Source organism: Tepidiforma sp. (genome assembly GCF_034433535.1).
Classification (GTDB): Bacteria; Chloroflexota; Dehalococcoidia; order Tepidiformales; family Tepidiformaceae; genus Tepidiforma.
Map to the genome: position 1 here is coordinate 1 of NZ_DAOUAO010000096.1, position 8,596 is coordinate 8,596.

The window sequence follows — 8,596 nt, forward strand, 5'->3', positions numbered from 1 at the left end:
GCCCCGCCCACACGACCCTACCACCCGGGAACCGGGAGCGGGGAGCGGGGAGCCCCGCCGCGCCGCCGACGCCTCGCCCGGGAGCCGGGAGCGGGGAGCCGGAAGGAGGTGGGAGGTTGGAGGTGGGAGGTGGGAGCCCCGACCACACGACCCTACCACCCGGGAACCGGGAGCGGGGAGCGGGGAGCCCCGACCACACCGCCCTGCCGCCCGGGAGCGGGGAGCAGGGAGCAGGGAGCGGGGAGGGCTGCCCCGCCGGGGGGCGGGGCAGCCGGTGGTGCGTGGGGGCTAGACGATCTCGAGTTCTTTGAGCTTCTCTTCGGTGACGACGCCGTTGCGCCAGCCGCGGACGCGGTAGTACTCGTCGAGCATCTTGTCGAGCTCGCAGACCTGGCCGAGCGACCCCTTCGCATTGGAGGGCTCTTCGAGGAACCGCCTGGGGAGCGTATCGGAGCCTTCGCGGAAGCCGGCGAGGTTGTTGTAGTAACGCTCGAGGTTGTAGATGCGTTCGCCGGCCTTGAGGACGTCATCCGGGCCGAACCGTTCGATGCCGGTCATCACGCGGTACTGCTCGGCGTACTCCTCGGGGCCCTCGGCGAAGGCGGAGAACTTGCAGAGGTCGAGCGAATCGCTGAAGGCGTGGATGTCCTGGAGGAGCTTGAGGAGCTCGCCCTTGCCCTGCCAGGCGAGGGGGTCGGTTTTGAGGCCGATGACGCCGAGCTCGGAGGCGGGGCTGTAGCCGCGGAGGTGGCAGGCGCCGCGGTTGGAGGTAGCGTAGCCGAGGCCCATGCCCTTGAGGCCGCGGGGGTCGTAGGCGGGCGTCGCCTGGCCTTTGACGGTCATGGCGAGCTCGGGATGGCCGATGGAGCGGGCGAACGGTTCGATGCCGTCGGCGAGGCGATTGCCGATGCCTTCGCGGAAGGCGACCATGCGCATGACCTCGATCATGCGGTCGGTATCGCCCCACTGAATGCCTTCGCCGGCGGGGACGTATTCACGCTGGGTGGCCTCCATGAGGCAGGAGAGGACCTGGCCGATCTCGATGGCGTCGTAGCCCCAGTCGTTGGCGCGGTCGATCATGTAGGCGACGGCGGCGACGTTGTCGTTGCCGCAGTTGGCGCCGAGCGACCAGGCGGGTTCGTACTCAACGGACTCCATTTTGACTTTGTAGGGGCCTTCTTTGACCTCCACCTCTTTCTTGCAGGCAACGGGGCAGGCGTGGCAGGTGGGGTCGTCAATGAGGTAGTGCTCTTTGACGTATTCGCCGGAGAGGTGTTCGGCGCCTTCGAACGAGGTTTCCTGGCTGTTGCGCGCGCCGAGGGCACCGATGGTGTTGGTGACGTTCATGAGGACGTTGGTGCCGTAGACGGAGAGGCCGCCCTTGCGCGGGGAGGTGATGTTCGCCTCATCCATGATCTTCTTGAGGGCGTTGGCGTGGGCGGCGCGCCAGGCTTCGCGGTCGGCCGCGCGGGGGTAGTTGCGGGCGGCCTTGATGACAACGGCCTTGAGCTTCTTGGCGCCGCCGACGCAGCCGGTGCCGCCCCGGCCGGAGGCGCGGTCGTTTTCGTTGATCCAGCTGGCGAACCGGACGGTGTTTTCGCCGGCCTGCCCGATGGCGATGACGCTGAGGTCGTCGGCGCCGTGGCGTTCGCGGAGGATGTCGCGGGTTTCGTGGACGCCCTTGCCCCAGAGGTCGGAGGCATCCTTGAGTTCGACGATGCCGTCGTGGACGTAGGCGTAGACGGGGCGCGGGGAGATGCCTTTGAAGACGAGGCCATCGAAGCCGGCCCAGCGGAGGCGTGCGGCGCTCCAGCCGCCCTGGTGGGAGTCGGTGACGGTGCCGGTGAGGGGGCTCTTGGTGACGATGGCGAGGCGGCCGCTCATGCTGGCTTCGGTGCCGGTGAGGGGGCCGTTCATGAAGCAGAGGACGTTGTCGGGCCCGAGGGGGTCGACGGTGGGCCCGGCTTCGAAGACGTAGCGGACGCCGACGCCGCGGGCGCCGATGTATTTGCGGGCCCATTCTTCCGGGATGGGCGCGTAGGTGGTGGTGCCGGTGGTGAGGTCGACGGTGCCGACGCGGCCGGCGTAGCCCCCGAGAGCCATGATAGACGCCTCCTATTGCTGCGATTGCCACCCGCAGTATACAGGAGGTGGGAGGTTGGAGGTGGGAGCCCGCCGCGCCGCCCGGGCCCCTCACGGGAACCGGGAGCCGGGAGCCGGGAGCCGGGAACGGGGAGGTGGGAGGTCAGGGATGGGCGTCGTGTTCGGGGAGGTAGGGCTTGACGTCCAGCACCGGGGTGCGGTCGATGGCGTCGAGGCCGCGGAGGCGGAGGGTGAGGCCCTCGCGCCCGAGGACGGCTGCGACGGTGACGCCGAGGTGGTTCGGGCGGAGCTGGCTGCGGGTGGCGAAGATGCCGTACTCAAGGCCGTCGGCGAGGCGCATGCGCTCGGGCTTCTCCGGGGCGCCGGCGGCGACATCGAGGTAGGTGACCACGATGACGTGGCGATAGCGCTCGAGCCCTTCGAGGCGCCCGGCGTGTCCGGGGAGGAATTCGATGGCGCTCTCGACGTTCGCCCAGCCGTGCGGGCGCGGGCGGATGACCGGGCTGCGCACGTAGCCGACGGCCTCGACGGTGACCGAGGCCGGCGGCTCGGGGCGCTGCCAGTCGGGTTCGCGGCGCCCAAACGGCCAGTGGAGCAGCTTCATTGCGGGGCAGTCTCCCGCAAATCGAGGCCGCGCGAAAGGTCAGACAGCGGCACCGCTCCCACCTCCCACCTCCCACCTTCAACCTCCAACCTTCAACCTCCAACCTCCAACCTCCCTGCCCCCGGGGCGGCCGGGCGTCGCGGCGCGGGGGCTCCCCGCTCCCGGCTCCCGGGCGGGGCCAGGGCAGGGCGGGGCAGGGCTCCAACCTCCAACCTTCAACCTCCCACCTTCCGCCGGCTCCCGGCTCCCGGGAATACGCTGTTCTTGACGCGGGTTTGTGCCGTTCGCTAGGGATAAGAGGGACAGCAGACGAGGAGGGAACGGGAGATGCCGAACCCTGAGCTGTTGGCTGAGGAGATCGCCGAGCTGCGGGAGGTGATCCGCGCGAACGACGGGGCGAACGTGGCGACCACGGCGTTCGCGCTGAAGGTGGACCGGCTGATCAGCGATTTTTACGACGACATCGAGGAGCTGACGGCACTGCGCCTGGGCGACATCCTCGACCTGTTTTTGATCAAGGCGCTTTATGTGAACCGCCGGAGCCGGGATGCGGAGACGCTGACCTACCTGGGCCGGCTGCTGGAGCGGTACCTGCAGGCCTCGGAGCTTTCGCTGGGCCCGGGACGGGGCTACCTCCCCTACCTGACCGACCTGCTGGAGGAAACGGCGCACCCTTCGGGGGCGTATCAGAACGCGTTCGAGGCGTACCGGAAGTACGGCGACAATGCGATGTTCATCACCGGGGTGTTCCCGGGCAGCCTGGGGCGGCGCCGGGCGCCGGGTCGGATGGGCGGTGCGCCGCAGGTGGACCGGCAGTACTTCATCACGCTGGGCCGGCGGTACTACGAGATGGCGGCCCGCCACGATATGGCGGAATGGGTGCGGCTGCGGAGCACGCTGGAGCGTCTGAGCCGCTTCTTCGAGGTGTACGCGGAGGCGCTGAACGAGATCTCGGACCGGTACGTGATGGGCATCGATATGCAGGTCATCGCCGATAAGATGCTCGACGCGTTCAACCGCTACCGGGAGACGCGCGACGAGCGGCACCTGGAGACCGCGCGCAAGTACGCGGCCATCCTCCGGCTCGATGCGCGCAACTGGCCGGCGCTGGCCCGGCTGGAGGAGCGGGCGGCGGACGAAGGGCCGGCGTACTTCTAGGGCATCGTGACAGCAGGCGGCAGGGGTCCGTTGCGACCCTGGCCGTTGACACGAAGCGGGGCCGCCCTATGGGGCGGCCCCGCTGGTGCGCATCCCGCGGTACCGGCTAGGCCGGGCGGCCCTGCCAGGTGGGGTCGGTCTGGTCGAACCAGGACTCGGTAACGGCCTGGTGGCTGGTGACGAAGGGGACGATCTCGCCGGCCTTGAAGTAGTTCCAGCGCATGATGCGGGAAACGCCGACGAGGGTGTAGGGGATGCCGGCGCCGTAGTTCTTGACGAGCTCGCGGACGATCTCCTTGTTCATCTCCTGGCGCTTGGCGATGTCGAACTCGAGCATCAGGGCGTCGGTGAGCTGGTCGACCTTGTCGATCTTGACGCCGAACTGCTGCCACTGGGGCTGCTTGGAGTTGTAGCTGAGGTAGTTGAGCAGGGAGGGCTCAGGGTCGGTGATCTCGGTGATCCAGCCGTACCAGATGTTGTTCTTTCCGTTGCCGTATTCCTGCTTGACGATCTTGGTGGTGATGGTGGAGTAGGGCTCGATCTTGGCGGTGAACTTGTTGCCGAGCACCTTCTGGAGCTGGTTGGTGATGAGGGCGGCGCCGCCGGAGTAGAGGCCCTCCCAGATATCGGGGATATCGACGATGATTTCGCCGAGGGCGGGGCCGCCGCCGGCTTCCCACATCTTCTTCGCCTCGGCCTCTTCGAGCGCGCGATCTTCCAGGTAGCCGGGGTAGGTGATCAGTTCGCGCTCGGGGATGGTGAAGGCGGCCTGGGTGGGCGGGACGTTGCCCGAGAGAACGGCGTTGCCCTGGAGGAGCGACTGGATCAGGGCGCGGCGCCGCCGTAGTAGGTGCCGGCCTGCGGGTTGGCGGAGAACTGCTTGACCTCGGTGATCTTGCCCTGGTAGCGCTTCAGGAGGTCGTCGGCGACGGCGTTCTGGGTCGGGGTGAACGAGTCGAGCTGCTTCTGTTCGAAGGCCGCGAGCTGGGCGGTCTGGTCGGTGAAGAGGTTGAGGTATTTGACGCCGTCCCAGTTAACCTGCTTGTAGAACTTGTCGTTGCGGACGAGTTCGAGTTCGCCTTCGGCCTTGAAGGAGGTGAGGATCATGCCGCCGGTGCCGATGACGAGCTCGGGCTTGAGGTTGGCGTAGTCCTTTTCGAAGGCGTCGATGGCCTCGGGGGCCTGGACCTTGGCGTAGGCGCCGGCGAGGGTGTTGAGGAAGAAGGGGTTCGGGGTCTTGAGGGTGACGCGGACGGTGCGATCGTCGACGACTTCGACCTTGTCGACGGTCTGGAAGGCGGACTTGCGGTAGAAGTTGGGGTCGTCGGTGCCGTCGCGGAGCTTGCCGGCGACGTTGCGCTGGATGAACTTGGCGATGTCCTGGGCGTTGGCGGCGCGGCCGTTAACGGGCGGCTTGTTGTGCCAGAAGACATTCGGGCGGACGGTGAAGACGATGGTCTGCTTATCGGGCTGCTCCCACTTTTCGGCGATGCCGCCGCCAATCACGCCCTTGGTGTAGGAGTCCCACTGGACGACGCCGAGGTTGGTCCAGCCGAAGAGGGTGGAGACGGGCGTGAAGCGGGAGCGGTCGATATCGAAGGTGTCCCAGGTGTTGCCGGCGCTGGTGAAGCGGACAACGCCGCCCTTCTGCTTGGCGACTTCGGTGGGGCTGGCGGCTGCGGTGGGCGAGCCGCCCGGCGCGGTGGTGGCGGTGGGCTGTCCGCCGCCGGTGTCGTCATCGTCGTCGCCGCAGCCGACGAGGCCGAGCGCGGCAACGCCGACGCCGGCGGCGCCTGCGCTGCCAAGGAGCCGGCGCCGCGAGATCCCCTGGCGGGCCAGCCTGCGGGTCCAGTAGTTGCTGTGTTCAGGCACGGTGAGCATTCCCCCTCGTTCGTTCGACAGGTTCTATTGCTGCGATAGAACCTGCCGCCGCGGAGTATACGCCCCATCGCGCGGTTGTCGATGTGTTTGCTTTGCACCTGCTTAACTTTTTGCTGGACGGCCGGCCACCCTTCGCTCAGGCGAGGGTCAGCCAGGCGGCGAGGAAGGGGTTGGCGGCGCGCTGGATGGCGAGGACCTGCTGCTGGGGGCTGCCGGGCGGGTAGGGAGCGAGGTCGGCCTCGGTTTCGCTGGCGAACAGGGCGCCGGCGGCCTGGAGACCGGCGTAGATGGCGGCCGCGGCGGCGCGCAGGGTGCGCTCTTCGTCGCGGCTCACGGGGGCGGCGGAGACGGCGCTGAGGGGGTCGCGCAGGCCCGGGCCGCGGATGGCCGGGCTGTGGCCGCGGGCGAGCCCCCAGTGGAGATGAGGCCCGGTGGAGAGGCCGGTCGAGCCGCAGAGACCGAGGCCATCGCCGCGGCGGACGGGCTGGCCGATGGCCACATCGACCCGGGAGAGGTGGGCGTAGAGCGAACGCCAGCCGCCGGGGTGTTCGAGCTCGACGGCGTTGCCGAAGACGGGGTCGGCGGTGCGGACGGCGGCGACGATGCCGGGAGCGGGAGCACGGACGGGCGTGCCGGCCGGTGCGGCGATATCGACGCCGGTGTGGCCGCCGGCGTGCTCGGGGATAGCGCGGCTGCCAAATTGCGCGGTGATGGTGCCCGTGATGGGCAATCCGATATAGTTGGGGCCCGTGATGAAGGCCGGTCCGAAGGCGGGGGTCTGGCGTTCCATGGCACCAGAGGATGGGCGCTGGGAAGCACAGACCGAAGGCAGACCTGGCACCGGGCGAGCGCGGAGCTCGGGGAATTCCCTGATAGGCGGCCGGGCGGCGCCATCCGAAACTCACGAAGTGGGGGAGAAGGCGGCTTCGCCATGGTTGAACCTGCCCTGAACGGCGAGCCCGGGGGACCTGACGCGTCGCTGGCGCGCGCGCTTGCAGCGGGCGGGACGTTCGGCGTGCGCTTCGCCCGGTTCGCGGAGGCGCTGGCACCGGCGGCCGGGGCGGACCTGCTGGCGGCGTGCTGGCTGGACCTCGAGGGACAGACGGTGCGGGTCCTGGCGACGTGGCCGGACCAGGAAGGCGCGGGGCGGGAGTTCCCGATTGCGCCACTCGAACTGGAGCAGCTTGCCGCGGGGGCGGGCGTGGGATTTGCGCCCGGCGACCTGGCAGGCCACCCCGGGGCAGATTTCCTGCGGGAACTCGGCATGGTGCAGGCGTGGGTCGCTGCGCTGAGCGAGGACGGCCAGCCCGTCGGAGTGTTCGTGGCCGGGCGGGTGAGCGAGCGGCCGTTCGCCGCGCACGAACAGGAAGCGTTGCGGGAGGGCGCGGGCCTGCTGGCCCCTGCGGTTGCCGCTGAGCGCCGGCTCGAGCGGGCGCGGCGCGCGGTCGAGCGGGCGCGCGTGCTGAATGAGCTGGCGGTGCTGGTGAACCGCGGCGAGGGCCCGGAGGCGTTCTTTGCGGCGCTTTCCCAGCACCTGCGGGAGGTGCTGGATTTCGACGGGCTGGGGCTGTGGGTGACCGAAGGCACGGAACACTTCCGGGTGGTTGGAACGCTGAGAGGCAGAACCACGCGGGTGGGCCAGGTCGAGCCCCGCGAGGCGATGGGCAACCTCCTTAACCTGCTCAGCGGGAAAGGAGCGGTCGAGGCACCCATCGACGTGTTCAGCGGGCGCGTGGTTGACCGTGCCCGGGCAATCGGCGCCAAACGGGGCGCCGCAGTGGCGTTGCGCTCAGAGGGCGAACTGGTGGGGCTGCTGCTCATGTCGCGCATGAGCGACCGGCCCTTCGATGCGGAGGAGATCGCCCACCTGGAGACGGTCGGGGCGCTGGTCGGGCAGGCCATCGGCAACGCGCGCAAGGTGGAGCAGCGGCTGGCCGAGGCGATCCGCCGTGAGGCCCTCTCGGAGCTGACGGCGCTGCTACAGGGCGAGGGGACGCTGGAGGAGCGGTTCGAGGTTTTTTCGCAGACCCTGCTGCGGGCGGTGGGTTTCGATCACATTTCGGTGACGCTCTGCGATGCTGAGACCGGCGCGTGGCGGCCGATTCGCTCGCACCGGCTGGATATCGACGACGACCCGCGCTTCGACCCCTCGGGCGTCGAGGCGGTGGTGCGCGCCGGCGGGGTGCACCAGTACCGCACTGCCGGGAACGAGCGGCGGGTGCCCCAGGCGCTCGCCCGGGCCGGGTTCCGGCGAGCGGCGACGGCCGCGATGACCTCGGCGGCGGGCAATGAGGGGCTCCTGACCATCGGGCGGGTCGCCGACGAGCGGTTCAGCGAGGACGAGCTGGCCTTCATCCGGGTGGCGGCAGCGCTGCTGGGGCAGGCGGTGGCCGCGCAGCGGGAGCGGGTGCGCGAGCGCCGGGAGGCAGAGGACCAGGCGGTCCTGACGGCCGCAGCGGCCGCCGTCGCCCGGGAGCTCGACGGCTTCGCCATCCAGCTGGCGTTGACCGAGGTGCTGCGGCAGGTGATGCCGGCGCCGTACGTGGCCTTCGGCTTCCTCGACGGCGGGCGAGTGGTCTTCCCGAATGTGGCCGGCGCGCCGGGCGTGGCCCCGCTGGAGGGACACTTCGCGCGGGCACTCGCGGAGGGTCAGGCGGTGGTCGGCGCGCCGGGGGAGCGCGCCCCGGGCGAAGGCCGCGAGGAGCTGGAGGCGCTTGGGGTGCAGGCCTACGTGGTGACGGCGGCGAGCTCGGGCGGCGCGCCGGTCGGCTTCCTGGTCATCGGCTCCCGCGAGCCCGCGTTCGAACCGGGCGAGCGGCTGCAGCGGCTGGCGCAGCTCATCGCGGATAT

7 protein-coding genes are annotated in these 8,596 nt (G+C 69.7%); 2 read left to right on the forward strand and 5 right to left on the reverse strand.

All coding sequences use genetic code 11. The features are described 5' to 3' along the window. Positions 1-288: 288 nt before the first annotated feature. Both VAE46_RS05240 and VAE46_RS05245 read right to left on the reverse strand, forming a co-directional pair. On the reverse strand, positions 289-2,103 hold the full coding sequence (locus VAE46_RS05240) for an aldehyde ferredoxin oxidoreductase family protein (protein WP_322795863.1): 1,815 nt from the start codon (positions 2,101-2,103) through the stop codon (positions 289-291). A gap of 142 nt (positions 2,104-2,245) precedes the next feature. After that, a complete protein-coding gene (locus VAE46_RS05245; protein ID WP_322795864.1) occupies positions 2,246-2,707 on the reverse strand; it encodes a TrmO family methyltransferase domain-containing protein in 462 nt (153 codons plus the stop codon). A gap of 327 nt (positions 2,708-3,034) precedes the next feature. Between VAE46_RS05245 and VAE46_RS05250 the strand changes: the two genes are divergently transcribed. Then, on the forward strand, positions 3,035-3,865 hold the full coding sequence (locus VAE46_RS05250; RefSeq protein WP_322795865.1) for a hypothetical protein: 831 nt from the start codon (positions 3,035-3,037) through the stop codon (positions 3,863-3,865). A 106-nt stretch (positions 3,866-3,971) separates the two neighbouring features. Here VAE46_RS05250 and VAE46_RS05255 read toward each other — a convergent pair whose 3' ends face one another. The 3 genes from VAE46_RS05255 to VAE46_RS05265 all read right to left on the reverse strand — a co-directional run bounded on the left by VAE46_RS05255 (position 3,972) and on the right by VAE46_RS05265 (position 6,536). After that, positions 3,972-4,547, reverse strand: a complete 576-nt coding sequence (locus VAE46_RS05255) for a hypothetical protein (RefSeq protein ID WP_322795866.1) — start codon at positions 4,545-4,547, stop codon at positions 3,972-3,974. Positions 4,548-4,690: 143 nt separating this feature from the next. Then, the gene (locus VAE46_RS05260) at positions 4,691-5,737 is read right to left on the reverse strand and encodes an ABC transporter substrate-binding protein (RefSeq protein ID WP_322795867.1); all 1,047 of its coding nucleotides are present in this window, start codon (positions 5,735-5,737) and stop codon (positions 4,691-4,693) included. A 145-nt stretch (positions 5,738-5,882) separates the two neighbouring features. Beyond that, positions 5,883-6,536: a M23 family metallopeptidase gene (locus VAE46_RS05265; protein WP_322795868.1), complete on the reverse strand. Its 654-nt coding sequence runs from the start codon at positions 6,534-6,536 to the stop codon at positions 5,883-5,885. A gap of 141 nt (positions 6,537-6,677) precedes the next feature. Here VAE46_RS05265 and VAE46_RS05270 point away from each other — a divergent pair. Then, the coding region (locus tag VAE46_RS05270; protein WP_322795869.1) for a GAF domain-containing protein at positions 6,678-8,596 on the forward strand (1,919 nt) is incomplete at its 3' end.

Excerpts from the sequence above, each read along its gene's own strand:
- VAE46_RS05255 (WP_322795866.1), bottom strand. The coding sequence starts at position 4,547 with ATGTGGGAAGCCGGCGGCGGCCCCGCCCTCGGCGAAATCATCGTCGAT.
- VAE46_RS05245 (WP_322795864.1), bottom strand. The coding sequence starts at position 2,707 with ATGAAGCTGCTCCACTGGCCGTTTGGGCGCCGCGAACCCGACTGGCAG.
- VAE46_RS05250 (WP_322795865.1), top strand. The coding sequence starts at position 3,035 with ATGCCGAACCCTGAGCTGTTGGCTGAGGAGATCGCCGAGCTGCGGGAG.
- VAE46_RS05265 (WP_322795868.1), bottom strand. The coding sequence starts at position 6,536 with ATGGAACGCCAGACCCCCGCCTTCGGACCGGCCTTCATCACGGGCCCC.
- VAE46_RS05240 (WP_322795863.1), bottom strand. The coding sequence starts at position 2,103 with ATGGCTCTCGGGGGCTACGCCGGCCGCGTCGGCACCGTCGACCTCACC.